Source organism: Endozoicomonas sp. SCSIO W0465 (assembly GCF_023716865.1).
Taxonomy (GTDB): domain Bacteria; phylum Pseudomonadota; class Gammaproteobacteria; order Pseudomonadales; family Endozoicomonadaceae; genus Endozoicomonas.
Genome location: NZ_CP092417.1, coordinates 3,757,070 through 3,771,813, shown reverse-complemented (window position 1 = coordinate 3,771,813; position 14,744 = coordinate 3,757,070). Strand labels below are relative to the sequence as shown.

The window sequence follows — 14,744 nt, the reverse complement described above, 5'->3', positions numbered from 1 at the left end:
AACTTTACCCTTAGATGCGGTTAATCAATGTGATTGGCTGTTGGCATTGGTATAATTCCCTGCCAAAAATAAGTACCCGATGGGGTTTGCCTGCCGTTAATGACTGTGCAAATGGGCAAGATTCTCAATTTATCGTACAGGTTCAAATTGGCAAGGTTGTATTGCGAAATAAAATCGTAGGATAAGGGGTGAAAAACCAATGAGTGTTGTTATTCGGGAAGATGATTTAATTCTGAGTGTTGCGGATGCACTGCAGTTTATTTCCTACTATCATCCCATAGATTTTATTAATGCGGTTTACGAGGCCTACCAGAAAGAAGAGTCCAGGGCAGCGAAAGATGCCATGGCCCAGATTCTGGTGAACTCCAGAATGTGTGCCATGGGCAAGCGCCCTATCTGCCAGGATACCGGTATTGTGACCGTCTTTGTTCGCGTGGGCATGAGCGTGCGGTTTGATACCGACCGCTCCGTTGAAGACCTGATTAACGAAGGCGTTCGCCGGGCTTATACCCATCCGGACAACGTACTCCGTGCTTCTGTTCTGGCTGACCCTGCCGGTGCCCGTACCAACACCAAAGACAACACACCGGCCGTGATCCATATGTCCCTGGTGCCCGGCGACACCGTTGAAGTGGAACTGGCTGCCAAAGGCGGAGGCTCTGAAAACAAATCCCAAATGGTGATGCTCAACCCGTCTGACAGCATCGTTGAGTGGGTGAAAAAGACCGTACCAACCATGGGTGCCGGCTGGTGTCCTCCGGGCATGCTGGGGATCGGTATTGGCGGTACCGCTGAAAAAGCCATGCTGATGGCCAAAGAGGCCTTGATGGAGCCCATCGATATTCATGAGCTCCGTGAGCGCGGCCCGCAGAATCGTGTGGAAGAGCTGCGTCTGGAAATCATGGACGAAGTGAATAAGCTGGGTATTGGTGCCCAGGGCCTGGGTGGTCTGACCACGGTGCTGGATATCAAAATCAGGGATTACCCAACCCATGCGGCTTCTCTGCCTGTGGCCATGATTCCCAACTGTGCGGCCACCCGCCATGCCCACTTCACCTTGAATGGCAATGGGCCGGTATACCAGCAAGCACCGAATATGGATGACTACCCGGAAGTTAGCCTGGATATGGGCGAAGGGGTGCGCAAGGTCAATGTAGACAACCTGACCCATGACGACATCAAAAGCTGGCAGCCAGGCGATACCATTCTGCTGTCTGGCAAGATTCTGACCGGTCGGGATGCAGCCCATAAGCGCATGGTGGATATGATCGCTAAAGGTGAAGAGTTGCCGGTTGATCTGAAAGGTCGTTTTATCTACTACGTTGGTCCCGTTGACCCGGTACGTGATGAAGCTGTTGGCCCGGCTGGCCCAACCACCTCAACCCGTATGGATAAGTTTACCCGTACCATGCTGGAAACCACTGGTCTTGCCGGAATGATCGGAAAGGCCGAGCGTGGCCCGGCAGCCATTGAAGCCATTAAGGACAATGAGTCGGTCTACCTGATTGCCGTCGGCGGTGCCGCTTATCTGGTCTCCCAGGCAGTGAAAAAAGCTGAAGTGCTGGCCTTCCCGGAACTGGGCATGGAAGCGATCTACGAGTTTGAAGTGGAAGATATGCCAGTAACCGTGGCCGTAGACTGCCGGGGTGAATCGGTACACCAGACTGGCCCGCAGATCTGGAAAAAGAAAATTGAAGAGCAGGTACTGAAGATCACATAAGCCACGCGTTTTACAAGTGACTGTAAGCTGCAGATGGGTGTTTTCGTGCCAGTGCATCCGGCATCCATACTTTTCCTAAACCATCAGGGACGATGGTTGCCGTAAGCACTGAGCCCAATGATTTAAAATCACCAATGTGAAATAACCCCTGGGCTAACCATTTTCTGGCCGATTTCTCTCGTGGTCCCAACGCTGGAACAAGGAAACCAAGCTGAATCCATTAATTTTTCTGAACGATCGATCATTATCAGGAACGTAATGGTTTTTCCTGAGTCTAATTGACATCAGATAATTCATTCAGTACACAGGCCAGATTGTCTAAGCGGGAGTAATCATGGAACCAGCAGCCCAGTCCTATGCTTCAGAGTACTACTATCCAGACAATTCAGCTCTTCCACCCCATTCAGAGCCAGTTCAACCAGTAATAACAAACGATATCTCAACGCTACAGGGTGCTACTCTCGGCCAGAGAAATATCAATAAACTGAGTCAGCCGGTAGCTGCATTGCCCGGACTGGCCAGTGAAAATAAGGGTTCCAACCCGGAGACAGCCCCCGGCAATCCAGATTTTAACGCTGCACAGTTGCATTCGGTGAAATCCGCACCCCAGGTTAATAATAGTGATATTGAAAATAAACCCGAAAGCCAGCTGGCAAGTAACAACGTGAAAGCGCTTAAAGTGAATTACCCGGTACCCGGAATTCTGGATCCGGCTCGTGATTCTGACAAAGAAAATGAATGTACTCTTAGCTTGGTAATCAGGCAGTCGTGTGAAGTTGATTTATTAAACAGCAAGGAACAGGAGGATTCATGGGCGTTTTTGAAAAATGTGGCGATACCTGAATTACAAAGATTGATTACCATTTCAAGCGATGAAAGCTGGATTGCACACCTTGCAGACTGGGTAAACTTTCAGGACGACTACGGTTTCTCTCCTTTAATGAATGCTTCAAGGCATGGCGTGCTGCCTTGTATTTTACTATTGATCAGTGCAGGGGCAACACCTCTTCGGGAGCGTGGTTCAACGTCATTACATGAAGTGCTGTCTGAAGAAAAGCACTTTGGCGGAATCAGTCGTTATGAGGTGCTGCAAACGTTGCTTTCAGCGCTGAAACAAAAGGTGCCTGACCAGCTTATTGAGGTGGTAAACAAAAAGTTTAACCCTTGTTATGGAAAGACGATTAAAAAAAGACTAGTTGAGATGAAAGAGAAACTGGATTCAGAAAATACCGTTTTACATCAACTGATGAAGGGTAATAATGGCATTGACATTGAAGAAATAATAACACTGGCTGAATTATTGATAGAATCAGGAGCAGATCCAATGATTCAAAATGGTAAAGGATGGAACGTTTTTGAATACGCTTGTTCCGAAAGAAGCCAGGATTTTTATAAAATTTTCCAAACCATTATCAACAAGATACCAATTGATAAACTGGATAGAATCCTTCTTCAAACAGCACGAATACCAGCGTGCATGCAAATAGTGTTAAAGAGCTTAATCAGGAAAAGAAAAATAGATGCAATGGATAATGCCAGTGCTGTTCGACCGCAGCAAGCGATGAATGATTCTGCCATACCGAGTCCACAACCATCACCAGTCCAGAACAGCAATGTTCAAATAGCAATGAACCAGCCTTTAGCCACCGGTGGGATGGAAGGCTATCAGGTGCCTGCAGGTATACAGACACCAGCAAGCCCCGCTGAGGCCGCGAACCCATCACTCTCGGAACCGCTGAACACTAATCCATTAGCGCCCGCATGGCCACTGTTGATATCCAGTCAGGGTCAGGGCATGCCGACAGTTTCCGGGAGTTTTAGTGGGGGAATAGGTGCCTCTGTTGTTGCAACGCGTGAACCGGAACGTTTTTCTGAAATGGTAAGTGGCCATGAAACAGTAACACCTTCCGTGTCAGATGATCCGGAATTTAGCGACTTGTTGGATGAATTTCTTAAAGATGAGCCGTTACCGGTCTTGTGGGGCAGTTCTCACCATTCATTTGATTCAGGTTCGAACGTAACTGCGGTGCAAGATTGCTCAGGTATTTCTTTATTTGGGTTATCTGAACAGACGAATAATGTATCTGAATCCATCACTTCAGAGGCAGGTGTTCAATCACTGGAGTATGAGCCTGAGGTATCACCGGTGAGCCGTGTTGATAAAAAAGAAGCTGATTCATTACTTCCCTTCACGGTCACCAATGTTAGAAAACCGGGCAAGATGGAAAGGACAAGATCGGTCAAAGTAGCACCTGGTGTCGAAAAATCGCGACGCAGATGCCTCAGCAAAAGGAGTCGTAGTGGCGTTATTGATTTTATGATAGCCGAATTAAACAGGGGGGATTCCAAGAGAGTCGAGGGGTTGAGGTGGCACGATCCAGATAAAAGGATATATATCAAGGAGCAAATAGCCAATGTTGAGTTAGCCAGGCGATGGGGGGTTGCCAAAAATAATCCAGGCATGAATTATGAGAAATTTGCAAGAGCTATCAGAGGTCGATATGTGCCTGACAGCAGTGGGAGGGTTATTGAACACTTGAATTGCGGGCTGGATGGAACATCAAAACTGGATGATAAAAGTGTATATTATCGGATTCACTATTGATTGCCACAAGTCCTCTGTGTATCTGTTTGCTCTGGCGATATTATTTTATTTTTATCCAGCCTTGCGCTCTCTACCCATTGCCGATGAAGGCGGATTCGATTACATTTTGCGCAAAACAATCGCCTTACTTACTATTGATGGTCTGATAAAGCGGTCTGATAAAGCAATAAAAACTGTCATTCTGTCAGCCATGGGTGATGTCTCCAGTTCTGGTTTTTAAACAACGCTTTTCTTTCTTAGCCCTGAAGCCGGAGAGGTTTCAGGTAAGTACTTTTTATTTTCCTGACCCATCCCTGTTGGCGTGAGCAGGGCTATTTGATGTTCACAGTGGTGAGATTGGAGTAATGAAGCAACAGGGTTTTTTCCAGGTACTGTTTGTTATTGTGGTGCTGACCGCTTGCGGGCAGCTGACCAACACAATTTATGTACCGACCATGTCTCAGATGGCGGCTGACTTTGGGATAACTCCGGGTGCGCTTCAGGCGGCTATTGCCTTCTACCTAATTCCCTATGGTATATCGCAGTTTCTGTATGGCCCATTGTCGGATCGTTTTGGCCGAAAGCCGTTAATGTTGATTGGTTTGTTGATATTTATTGCTGGCTCACTGATTGGCAGCTTTGCCCACAGCTTTGCAATGCTGTTGCTGGCCAGTTTTGTTCAAGGCATGGGGACGGGTGTCGGTGGTGTGATGTCTCGTACGGTTATGCGTGACCTGTACAGCGGGCTTCGCCTGCAAAGGGCTAACAGCTACATCAGTATGGCGCTGATTTTTACACCGCTGATTGCGCCTATGCTGGGGGGCTTTCTCGGCGCAGCGTTCGGCTGGCACGCCAGTTTCTGGTTTCTGACCGGCTTTGGTGTGCTGGTCTGGCTTCTGGTGCTGGGGCGCTTTGGTGAGACCAACAAAAAAGTTGGTAAACGGTCTATGGGGGCGTTGGCCAGCTATCGTTATGTTCTGGGTAATGGTCAGTTCAATGGTTTTATGATTTCCCTGGTAGCGACTTTCGCGGGTATTGCGGTATTTGAAGCCGCTGCGGGTGTGCTGTTTGGTGAGCTGATGGGGCTTGATCCGCGAGTGATCAGTGTACTTTTTGTGCTACCTATACCGGGCTATCTGTTTGGTTCCTGGCTGGCAGGTAAAATGGTAAAAAAACACAGTTTGGAAACTATCATCGGCCGGGGTGTGGTGATGCTGGTTATTGGCTCGGTCAGTATGCTGGTGGCAGGGCTGATGGGATATCTGAATGCCTGGGTGATTCTGGTGCCGGCGACTCTCTATTTTCTTGGGGCAGGCCTGCTGTTTCCTACCGCAACCACCGCTGCGCTTGAGCCATTTCCAGAAAATGCCGGTGTGGCCGGTGCAGTGCTCGGTGGTATGCAAAACCTGGGTGGTGGTCTGGTGACGCTGGTGGCCGCCAGTATCCCGATGTCCAGTCAGGTTCCGGTAGCCGCTATTCTCTGCTCACTGACCCTGCTGGTCGCGATGACTGCCCGTATTCTGCTGGCTCCTGCTGCTGGCCGTGCAGCGGTTTAAAAACAGCACATAAAAAAATGGCTGCAATCATCGCAGCCATGGTTATTGACAAGGCGCTGGTTTACAGCGCCTTGAGCGCTTCCAGCTGTTCTTCCAGCTTGGACCTGGCAGCCTGAGCTTCAGCCAGTTTGGCTTGCTCTTTTGCAACCACGTCGGCCGGTGCCTTGCTGATGAATTTCTCGTTGTTTAACTTACCTTCAAAGCGGGCCACTTCTTTGGTAAACCGCTCAATTTCCTTATTCAGTCGGGCGGACTCTTTTTCCTTGTCGATCAGGCCAGCCATCGGTACCAGCACTTCCATAGAACCTACCAGCTGAGTGGTCGCCATTGGCGCTTCTTCACCGGTGGCCAGAATCCTGATGTCCTCCAGTTTGGCCAGGGACTTCAGGAAGGTCCGATTGTCGTTCAGGCGGGCAACGTCGTCTGCAGAGGTATTACGCAGCAGTACATTCAGCGGCTTGCTTGGGCCAATATTCAGCTCGGCACGAATGTTACGGATACCGGTGATAAACGATTTGAGCCACTCAATATCACGCTCAGCCCTTGCATCAATACGGGCCGGGTCCGACACCGGGTAGCTCTGCAGCATCAGGGTGTCACCTGCAACGCCAGCGCTCTGTTTGATGTTCTGCCAGATCGCTTCAGTGATATAAGGCATAAACGGATGGGCCAGGCGCATAATGGCCTCCAGAACCCGAACCAGTGTACGACGGGTGCCACGTTTGCGTCTTTCCAGCATTTCGGTCGCTCCCGACGTCGTGTCTCCCGCGACACTTGAACCTCCCTGTCCATCGGTCGCTCCCGACGTCGTGTCTCCCGCGACACTTGAACCTCCCTGTCCATCGTCCCAGAGAACCGGCTTGGACAGTTCCAGATACCACGCACAGTATTCATTCCAGACAAAGTCGTAGAGGTTCTGGGAAGCGTGATCGAGGCGGAACTCGGACAGGTTCTTTTCGATCTGGGCTTCAACCCGCTGCAGTCGGGAAACAATCCAGCGATCAGCCAGGGTCAGTTCAACAGGATCATCACCATTACCACAGTCCTGATCATCGGTATGCATTTTGACATAGTTGGCAGCATTCCAGATCTTGTTGCAGAAGTTCCGGTAGCCCTCCAGACGGTTCATATCCCAGTTGATATCACGGCCGGTGGAGGCCAGTGAGTACAGGGTGTATCTCAGGGCATCGGTACCGTGGGCAGAAATACCGTCAGGGAAAGTACTGCGGGTACGCTTCTCAATCTTCTCTGCCAGCTGCGGCTGCATCATATTGCCACAACGTTTCTCAACCAGGGCTTCTAGGTCGATACCGTCAATCATATCCAGAGGGTCAAGGACGTTACCCTTGGACTTGGACATTTTGTCGCCATGCTCATCGCGGATCAGGCCCGTCACGTATACATACTTGAACGGCACCTGTGGTTTGCCATCGTCATCTTTCATAAAGTGCATGGTCATCATGATCATTCTGGCGACCCAGAAGAAGATGATGTCAAAACCGGTGACCAGCACATCGGTGGGGTGGAAGGTGTTCAGGCGATCGGTCTGCTCAGGCCAGCCCAGGGTGCCAAAAGTCCAGAGCGCCGAAGAGAACCAGGTATCCAGAACATCGTCATCCTGTTTCAGGACAACGGGTGTCGGGATATTGTGTTTTTCCCGGACTTCGGCTTCATTGCGGCCCACGTAAACATTGCCGGCATCGTCATACCAGGCAGGAATACGGTGCCCCCACCAGAGCTGACGGGAAATACACCAGTCCTGAATATCACGCATCCAGGAGAAGTACATGTTCTCGTACTGTTTGGGGACGAACTGAATACGACCGTCTTCTACCGCTTCAATAGCCGGTTTGGCCAGCGGCGCAGCACGAACAAACCACTGGTCAGTCAGCAGCGGCTCAATCACCACGCCGGAACGGTCGCCGTAAGGCACCATCAGGGTGTGGTCATCGATTTTTTCCAGCAGACCCAGGGCGTCCAGGTCAGCAACGATCTGCTTGCGGGCGGCAAAGCGCTCCATGCCCTGGTAGGCTTTTGGAATAGCAGTATCAATGGATTGATTAACCGTTCCGTCAATGTTGTAGGCTTCACCCTGCTGGCGGATGTCACCATTCAGGGTCATGACATTGATCATTGGCAGGTTGCAGCGTTTGCCAACTTCATGGTCATTAAAATCGTGTGCCGGTGTGATTTTTACGCAACCGGTGCCTTTCTCCATGTCGGCGTGTTCATCAGCGACAATCGGGATACGACGGTTAACCAGGGGCAGAATAATTTCTTTTCCGATCAGGGCCTGATAGCGATCATCTGCCGGGTTAACCGCTACACCGGTATCACCCAGCATGGTTTCCGGACGGGTGGTGGCAACCACGATATAGTCTTTGCCTTCTGCGGTTTTCTCGCCATCCGCCAGTGGATAACGCAGGTGCCACATATTACCTTTGACTTCTTTGTTTTCCACTTCCAGGTCAGAGATGGCGGTGTGCAGTTTTGGGTCCCAGTTAACCAGACGCTTGCCGCGGTAGATCAGGTCGTCTTCATACAGCCGGACAAAGACCTCCTGGACAGCCCCATAGAAGCCTTCGTCCATGGTGAAACGCTCGGTATCCCAGTCAACAGATGCCCCCAGACGACGCAGCTGACGGGTGATGGTGCCACCGGACGCTTCTTTCCACTCCCAGATTTTATCGGTAAACGCCTCGCGTCCGTAGTCGTGACGGGTTTTGCCTTCTTCTGCCAGAATCTTGCGTTCAACCACCATCTGGGTGGCGATACCCGCATGGTCAGTACCCACCTGCCAGAGCGTGTTGCAGCCTTTCATCCGGTGGTAGCGGATCAGGGCATCCATAATGGAGTCCTGGAAGGCATGGCCCATGTGCAGGCTGCCGGTGACATTGGGAGGCGGGATCATGATGGAGTAGGGCGTGCGGTCACCGCGCTGTTCAGAAGCTGGTGCAAAATAGCCTTTCTCTTCCCAGTGTTGATACAGCGTGCGTTCGATGGCTTGGGGGTTGAACGTCTTTTCCATAACTGCTTTTCCAGTGAGGTTCCAACTGTCCCCGGATGAGAGCTCATGAAGAGTCGGGGGGTCTCCGGGTTTGGATAAACCGGCAATTATACACGGTGGGGCTGAATCAGGAAGCAGGTTTGATGGAGGTTCTGCACTGAGGTCTTGCTCAGCGGTCATGTGAGGCATGGAAGCAGCTCCCGGGATTGCCGACTGAAATGAACTAAAGTACGAATTAACGGTCAAACTGTTACCGGGAAAAACCGGGGAAAATAGTATGGCCAGCATAGACAGGGTCCATGGCGTGTATGCTATCAACAGGTTTGACGGGTTTCTTTATCGTAATAAATCCTGGCGGGGAACCCTGCGCGACACGCCAAAAGGTCAAAAAAATTCCCTGTAAATTGTTGGTTTTACTTCGCGGTAATTTCTAAATTCATTTTCGCCCTGGTGATAACCAGGCTAAGGAGGATATAACTATGCAACCAATTAATAGCGCAACCAGCGGTCAACGGATGGACGGTTTACCGACTTACGACGAGTCTCAACGTATGGTGAATGCGCGACAGGAAACGGTGCAGACAGGAGCCCAGGCCGTTCTGGGTGTGCTTTCTGGCTACTCGCCTGATGTGAAAACGGACATTATCAAACGTACTATTGCACTGCTCAATCAAGACCCGAGCCAGACTTGTCCCCTCTATCTCAGTACCACCGGGGCTTCGCAAGCCAATCCGGGGGAGGCTTACCCGGTACTGAATCAATGGATCAAAGATAAACTGTCGTATATGGGTGATGAGGACCTTGGGACACTGGCTTTTGCCACGGGGCACTGGAAAGAGTTCAAACAAGCTCTGAATCACTCTCCGTATGATGGCAAGTTGCAATTGCTCAAATTTTTTCAGGATTATTTTGTTATGGAGGGCACGAATGGGGGGGTAGCAAAGCTTTGGGGAATAATGGAATCCGGCCTATTAGATCTGGGGCCTAAGGATAGATTGAGGCGCGCTCTTGAGGCATTAACACCACGCCCTTTAGAAATGATACAACCAAACGGTCAATCTTCTTGTCATCATGATTTCAACTATCTGCTTGTAACTACAGCACTTAATAAAGAGTACGGTTACTCACATCGTTTGATATCTCCTTTTGGTTTAAATCGTCGTGAGGCAGAACAATTAGAACATGATTTTCGAAATTATAAGCTCCGCGGTTATGAACTTTTAAATAAATTTTTGGAAAATACAGGTGATGGGGAAAACGTTCATGAAAAGCTTATCAGGGCGTTCGATAAGGCTGAGCGTAGAGACCTGATGGATATATTGAAGGATCAACGGAAACTGGGGAACTTAACCTGAAGCAGCTTGCTCTGTAGTTTCTGCTGCTTGCGTCAAACGGCTTAAAGCACTAACCTCATGCCCCGCCATTCAGGCGGGGTAATTAATTTTGTTTTAGCGAAAAGGCTCCCAGGGTCAGCGGGCAGACATATTGTGAACTTCCGGCTCTATACCCGCTTGCCGATATGCCCGGAATTTGGCTCTGGAAACCGCTTTCTGATTCGGGTTCTGAACCACTACCTCACAGACACGGGAAAAGTCCTTGAAGAAGGTGGGGACATCCGGGCTGAGATTAATCAGTAACCGCTTTAACGCCAGTGATGGGTTCCCGAACCCCAGGGTAATGGCAGACTGTGTGGCCAGCTGCCGGTTTTCGGGAGTACTGCCTTGAGTTTCAGAAATGATGCCATGGGGAAGAAAACTATCTTCCCGCCATGACCAGAGCAGCTGGTCCATGGACCGGCAGTGACTTTCATCCGCTGTATGGATATGCATGGGCAATCCGCCACGCCATGCTTTGTCAATCAGGCGGCAGGCAAACAGCTGGGCGTTTTGTCCATTGCTGTCAAGATTGCTGTCAAGATTGCCGTGTAGGTTGCTGTCGAGAAGATAGAAAGTCACTCTGGTCATTTTGGAATCATAAACTCAATCGAAGCCATGGGTTATTAACCATTAGATTTTATTCAACAGGTACTGAACCAGCATTGGCACCGGGCGGCCAGTGGCGCCTTTCTCTTTACCGGATTTCCAGGCGGTGCCGGCGATATCCAGATGTGCCCAGGGGTATGCTTCGGCAAATTTTGCCAGGAAACAGGCGGCGGTAATGGTACCTGCAGCAGGTCCGCCAATATTGGCCATGTCGGCAAAGTTGCTGTCCAGCTGGCGGGTGTATTCTTCACCCATTGGCAGCTGCCAGGCGCGATCCATGGCTTCTCTGGAAGCACTGAGAAGCTCTTCAGCCAGCGGCTGATGATTACTGAGCAGGCCGGTTGTGTGGTGACCCAGGGCAACAACACAGGCGCCAGTCAGGGTGGCAATATCGATCACTGCTTCTGGCTTGTAACGTTCGGCATAGGTGAGCGCGTCACAAAGTACCAGCCGACCTTCGGCGTCGGTATTAAGAATCTCAATGGTCTTGCCAGACATGGAGGTTACGATGTCGCCCGGACGAGTGGCCTGGCCACCGGGCATGTTTTCTGCGGCAGCCACCATGCCAATGACATTGATGGGCAAGTCCAGTTCAATAATGGTGTTCATTACGCCGAATACGCTGGCGGCACCGCACATATCAAACTTCATTTCATCCATCGCCGCGCCGGGCTTCAGGGAGATGCCACCGGTATCAAAGGTGATCCCCTTGCCCAGAAGAACGAGAGGCCTGGCACTGCGTTTGCCATTTTTGAACTCCATACAGATCAGTCGGGCTTCCTGTTCGGAACCGGCACTGACGGAGAGCAGGGAGCTCATGCCAAGGTCAGACATCTGTTTTTCATTCAAAACCCTGGTGGTCAGTTTGGCATGTTTTTTTGCCAGGGCCTTGGCTTCATCAGCAAGATAGGTTGGGTGGCAGATATTGCCTGGCAGGTTGCCCAGCGTTCTGGCTACATTCCGACCATTGCCAATGGCCTGCCCCTGGACCAGGCCCGCTTTCACGGCTTCGGCATTTTTACGATCAGCCAGCAGTATGACTTTCTTCAGGCTGATTTTCGAAAGGGCACTTGTGCCGGTGTCGTTTTTGAATTGATCGAACTGGTAAAACGCATACTCAATGGCTTCGACTACATGGCGGGTAACCCAGTGAAGTGATTTCCCCTCTACGGCGATTTCTTCGATGGCAATGGTTACTTCCCTGGCATTAACCGACCTCAATTGGCTAGCCAGGTTGGTAGTCAGCTGGTTAAATTCGGCTTCTGTTAATGGCTTATTATTGTCACCCATGGCAAGCAGCAGCAGCCGTTCAAAGGGCGCATGATGGCTGTGCAGGAGCATCAGTGAATGGCCGGGCTTGAAGTTAAGGTCTCCGCGTTTGAGTACGTCGGCAAGGTACCCCTCAGTTATAGAGTCTATGGCTGTTGCCGATGGCAGAAGTGATTTCTTGTGGGCGCCAATAATAAGACAGGCAGTTTTCTGTTTTTCTGCGGCGCCGCTCTTAACAACAAATTCCATAGTCTCTCCAAGGGGACAAGTTATCCGATTTCATGGATAATAATACGCTTAAGCCATTTCAACCAGACGCTTGGCATTAAAGCTCGTGGTAAAACGGCTTAATTGTATGTTTATTCTACGACTCTGTCAGATAGTCCGGGGTTATTCCGATTTATAGCGACGACTGACGTGTATCTGTTTGTTTTGATTTTGTGATATTCACCAAAGCATGCCTTTAATCATTTTTCGTTACCTGTCCAGACAGATGCTGCAGGTTATGTTCGCTGTGACGTCTGTCGTATTGCTCATTATCATGAGTGGCCGCTTTGTGAATTACCTGGCACAGGCGGCAACCGGTACTCTGAAAGCGGACTTCCTGTTTGCCATCATGGGTTACCGGATTCCGGAGTTTCTGGTCATGATCCTGCCGCTGGGGCTATTTCTGGGTATTATTCTCGCCTACGGCAGGCTGTATGTTGAAAATGAAATGACGGTGCTCAGTGCCTGTGGCCTGAGCCGAAACCAGCTATTAGCCATGACCATGGTTCCTGCTGTTGGGGTTATGCTGCTGGTTGCGTTGCTAAGTCTTTTGGTTGCTCCTCAGGGCATACAGAAAGTGGAAAGAATTTTTGCTGAGCAGGACTCCCTGACCGAATTTGATACGCTGGTTGCCGGTCGCTTTCAGAAGTTTGGCTGGCAGCGGGTAACCTACGCAGAAGCGTTAACCGATGATCATCAGCAGATGAACAAGGTTTTTATTGCCAACCGTAACGTGAATAGCCATAACATGGGGTCCATGACATTGCTTCTGGCGGAAAAGGCAAGAATTGAAGTCAATGCCGGAGAGATCGGGCAGCGTTATCTGATATTGGATGATGGCTACCGCTATGACCTGACGCCCGGAGCCTTGCCCCTGCGGACAACCGGGTTTGAACATTACGGTCTGCGTATGGAAGAGCGTAGCTTGAGAGAAGAGGTCAGCAAGGAGCAGGCCCTGCCAACCGCGAAGCTCATGGAGTCTGACACTCCGGGCCACCGTGCTGAGCTGCAATGGCGGATCTCTCTGCCACTATTGATACCGATCGTTGTACTGATGGCATTACCGCTGGCCCGGGTGAATCCCAGGCAGGGCAGGTATGTGAAACTACTGCCTGGCATATTGCTGTATTTGCTGTATCTGGCTCTGCTGATGAGTGGCCGTGGTGCGATTGAAGATGGGCGCCTGTCGCCAGACATTGGCCTGTGGCCCATTCATATTATCTTCCTGTTGATTGCCTTGATATTGTACCTTGCTGAGCCGGGCAGACTCTGGCTTGCGCGCCGGAGGGCTGGAAATGCGTAAGCTGGATCGCTATATATCCAGAAATGTCTTGGGGGCAACGACTATTGTCCTGCTGATTCTGGTATTTCTGGAGGCGTTGTTTTCTTTTCTGGGGCAGTTAGATGATGTCAGGGGAAACTATCAGTCGCTGGACGCTTTGATTTATACCCTGTTGATGATTCCCAAAAAACTGTATGAACTGATTCCCGTTTCCGCACTGGTTGGCTGCCTTGTGGGGCTGGGTTCCATGGCGTCCAACAGTGAGCTGGTGGTTATGAGGGCCGCCGGCATTTCACTATGGCGTATTCTGGGTGCGGTAATGAAGCCCACTCTGGTCATGATTTTTGCCGGATTGATGCTTGGAGAATATCTGGCACCCATGGCGGAGCAGGTGGGAGAAACCCGAAAGGCGATAGCCCGATCTGCTGATGGCACATATACCGGAGAAGGCTTTTGGCATCGTGAGGGCCATGAATTTATGTACTTTAATGCCGTCGAGCCCAACGGCGTGCTTTACTGTGTGAGTCGTTATGTGTTTGACGATGAGATGGAGCTACAGGAAAGCTCTTTTGCCCAAAGGGGCATCTACCAGGGGGACCACTGGCTGCTTGAGAATGTCACCACCATACGCCGTGAGAATGAGCAGTTTATTACCGTGGAGAACCTGATTGAACCCTGGGATACCAGTCTGACAACAACGCTTCTGAAAGTCGTGGTGGTAAAGCCGGAAGCATTGCCAATATCCGGGTTACTGACTTATACGCAGTATCTGGCAGCACAGGGGCTGGATGCCGGAGAGTATAACCTGGCACTGTGGACAAAAGTGCTTCAACCGTTATCCATACTCTCCCTGGTTATTGTGGGTATTTCTTTCGTCTTTGGCCCTTTGCGTTCGGTCAGTATGGGATTGCGGATTTTCTCCGGAGTGATCACCGGTATTGTTTTCATGATTGTTCAGAACCTGATGGGACCGTCCAGTCTGGTATTCGGGTTTCCGCCGGTATTATCAGTGATGATCCCCATCATCATCTGCCTGCTGGCAGGGGCGGTTATGCTAAGGCGCGCTGCATGAGAAGA

Annotated in this window: 10 protein-coding genes; 7 read left to right on the top strand and 3 right to left on the bottom strand. The window is 50.5% G+C overall.

All coding sequences use genetic code 11. The features are described 5' to 3' along the window. Positions 1 to 199: 199 nt before the first annotated feature. The 4 genes from MJO57_RS16935 (at position 200) to emrD (ending at position 5,860) form a co-directional block, all read left to right on the top strand. The gene (locus MJO57_RS16935) at positions 200 to 1,720 is read left to right on the top strand and encodes a fumarate hydratase (RefSeq protein WP_252017416.1); all 1,521 of its coding nucleotides are present in this window, start codon (positions 200 to 202) and stop codon (positions 1,718 to 1,720) included. A 334-nt stretch (positions 1,721 to 2,054) separates the two neighbouring features. After that, a complete protein-coding gene (locus tag MJO57_RS16930; RefSeq protein ID WP_252017415.1) occupies positions 2,055 to 4,325 on the top strand; it encodes an ETS domain-containing protein in 2,271 nt (756 codons plus the stop codon). Next, the gene (locus tag MJO57_RS16925; protein WP_252017414.1) at positions 4,300 to 4,545 is read left to right on the top strand and encodes a hypothetical protein; all 246 of its coding nucleotides are present in this window, start codon (positions 4,300 to 4,302) and stop codon (positions 4,543 to 4,545) included. Before MJO57_RS16930 ends, MJO57_RS16925 begins: the two co-directional genes overlap by 26 nt. A gap of 124 nt (positions 4,546 to 4,669) precedes the next feature. After that, a complete protein-coding gene (gene emrD, locus MJO57_RS16920) occupies positions 4,670 to 5,860 on the top strand; it encodes a multidrug efflux MFS transporter EmrD (RefSeq protein ID WP_252017413.1) in 1,191 nt (396 codons plus the stop codon). Between the two features lie 61 nt (positions 5,861 to 5,921). Here the strand turns inward: emrD and MJO57_RS16915 are convergent, their stop codons facing one another. Continuing rightward, positions 5,922 to 8,888 carry a valine--tRNA ligase gene (locus MJO57_RS16915; RefSeq protein WP_252017412.1) on the bottom strand — a complete coding sequence of 989 codons (2,967 nt, stop codon included), beginning with the start codon at positions 8,886 to 8,888 and terminating at the stop codon, positions 5,922 to 5,924. Between the two features lie 458 nt (positions 8,889 to 9,346). On the opposite strand from MJO57_RS16915, the gene MJO57_RS16910 reads away from it, so the two are divergent. Then, complete coding sequence (locus MJO57_RS16910) at positions 9,347 to 10,222, top strand: death domain-containing protein (protein WP_252017411.1); 876 nt, start codon at positions 9,347 to 9,349, stop codon at positions 10,220 to 10,222. 114 nt (positions 10,223 to 10,336) lie between these two features. Here MJO57_RS16910 and MJO57_RS16905 read toward each other — a convergent pair whose 3' ends face one another. After that, the gene (locus tag MJO57_RS16905; RefSeq protein ID WP_252017410.1) at positions 10,337 to 10,831 is read right to left on the bottom strand and encodes a DNA polymerase III subunit chi; all 495 of its coding nucleotides are present in this window, start codon (positions 10,829 to 10,831) and stop codon (positions 10,337 to 10,339) included. Positions 10,832 to 10,873: 42 nt separating this feature from the next. Continuing rightward, positions 10,874 to 12,367, bottom strand: coding sequence for a leucyl aminopeptidase (locus tag MJO57_RS16900; protein WP_252017409.1), 1,494 nt, complete (start codon positions 12,365 to 12,367; stop codon positions 10,874 to 10,876). Positions 12,368 to 12,575: 208 nt separating this feature from the next. On the opposite strand from MJO57_RS16900, the gene lptF reads away from it, so the two are divergent. Together lptF and lptG are read left to right on the top strand one after the other, a co-directional pair. After that, positions 12,576 to 13,688, top strand: a complete 1,113-nt coding sequence (gene lptF, locus MJO57_RS16895) for an LPS export ABC transporter permease LptF (protein WP_256491629.1) — start codon at positions 12,576 to 12,578, stop codon at positions 13,686 to 13,688. Further along, positions 13,681 to 14,739, top strand: a complete 1,059-nt coding sequence (gene lptG, locus MJO57_RS16890; protein WP_252017408.1) for an LPS export ABC transporter permease LptG — start codon at positions 13,681 to 13,683, stop codon at positions 14,737 to 14,739. The genes lptF and lptG overlap by 8 nt, the downstream gene beginning before the upstream one ends. Positions 14,740 to 14,744 lie beyond the last annotated feature (5 nt).

Excerpts from the sequence above, each read along its gene's own strand:
- MJO57_RS16935 (WP_252017416.1), top strand. The coding sequence starts at position 200 with ATGAGTGTTGTTATTCGGGAAGATGATTTAATTCTGAGTGTTGCGGAT.
- MJO57_RS16930 (WP_252017415.1), top strand. The coding sequence starts at position 2,055 with ATGGAACCAGCAGCCCAGTCCTATGCTTCAGAGTACTACTATCCAGAC.
- emrD (WP_252017413.1), top strand. The coding sequence starts at position 4,670 with ATGAAGCAACAGGGTTTTTTCCAGGTACTGTTTGTTATTGTGGTGCTG.
- MJO57_RS16915 (WP_252017412.1), bottom strand. The coding sequence starts at position 8,888 with ATGGAAAAGACGTTCAACCCCCAAGCCATCGAACGCACGCTGTATCAA.
- MJO57_RS16910 (WP_252017411.1), top strand. The coding sequence starts at position 9,347 with ATGCAACCAATTAATAGCGCAACCAGCGGTCAACGGATGGACGGTTTA.
- MJO57_RS16905 (WP_252017410.1), bottom strand. The coding sequence starts at position 10,831 with ATGACCAGAGTGACTTTCTATCTTCTCGACAGCAACCTACACGGCAAT.
- MJO57_RS16900 (WP_252017409.1), bottom strand. The coding sequence starts at position 12,367 with ATGGAATTTGTTGTTAAGAGCGGCGCCGCAGAAAAACAGAAAACTGCC.
- lptF (WP_256491629.1), top strand. The coding sequence starts at position 12,576 with ATGCCTTTAATCATTTTTCGTTACCTGTCCAGACAGATGCTGCAGGTT.
- lptG (WP_252017408.1), top strand. The coding sequence starts at position 13,681 with ATGCGTAAGCTGGATCGCTATATATCCAGAAATGTCTTGGGGGCAACG.